We start from the raw sequence: 684 nt of genomic DNA, 5'->3' as shown, positions 1-684 counted from the left end.
CCCCTGCCCCGGCGCGCCCGGCAGGTGCCAGCCCGCCCGTTCGCCGTACAGTCCACCGTCGTTGTACGGGCCGCGCACGCGGTCGGCGATGTCCTCGCCGCCCTGGTTGCCCTGGATGCGCCAGCGGATCGGCACGGCGAACCGGCGCCCCCCTTTCGACGTCAGCGACGCCGCGATCAGGCCGCGCGCCTCGCGGTGCGCGTCGTCCGCCATCAGGTCCCAGTTGTGCGAATCGTTGCGGACCATGACCGCGACGACGTGCGGCCCCGGCGCGAGCTTGCCGAGGTCGAAGCGCACGGTGTCCGTCGTCTCCGGGAACGAGCGGCCCGTGTCCAGCTCGTGCTGGCCCAGGAAGCGGCCGTCGACCCACGCCTGCAGCATGCCCGCGCCACCGCCGCCGTAGAAGAGTTCCAGCCGGTTCGCGGCGGGATCGCTCGCGTCGAAGCGGCCGCGGTACCACACGTCGCCATGATGGAAACCGTAGTCGCTCATCGCGAGCGTGGGCTGGCCGCGCTCCGGCAACGTCCACGTCTGCGCGGCCGACGGCCGGTTGTCCGCCTGCACCCAGGCGCTATCGTCTAAGCCGGGCTGCGCCTCGGGACTGTCCATGCGCCGCGTCCAGGCCACCGCGCGGAGGTCCGGGACGGCGACGGGCACCGGACCGGCGAGCGGCACGGTGCTGCG

The 684-nt window shown here is 73.8% G+C and carries 1 protein-coding gene; it reads right to left on the bottom strand.

Annotated elements, in window-relative coordinates; translation table 11 throughout:
• Window positions 1–684, bottom strand: a 684-nt coding sequence (locus ACEN88_RS33490) for a beta galactosidase jelly roll domain-containing protein (protein ID WP_413346646.1), incomplete at both ends; no start/stop codon positions are given.

This window comes from Massilia sp. CT11-108 (assembly GCF_047302915.1).
Lineage (GTDB): Bacteria > Pseudomonadota > Gammaproteobacteria > Burkholderiales > Burkholderiaceae_D > Telluria > Telluria orientalis.
This window is presented reverse-complemented; position numbering and strand designations above follow the sequence as displayed.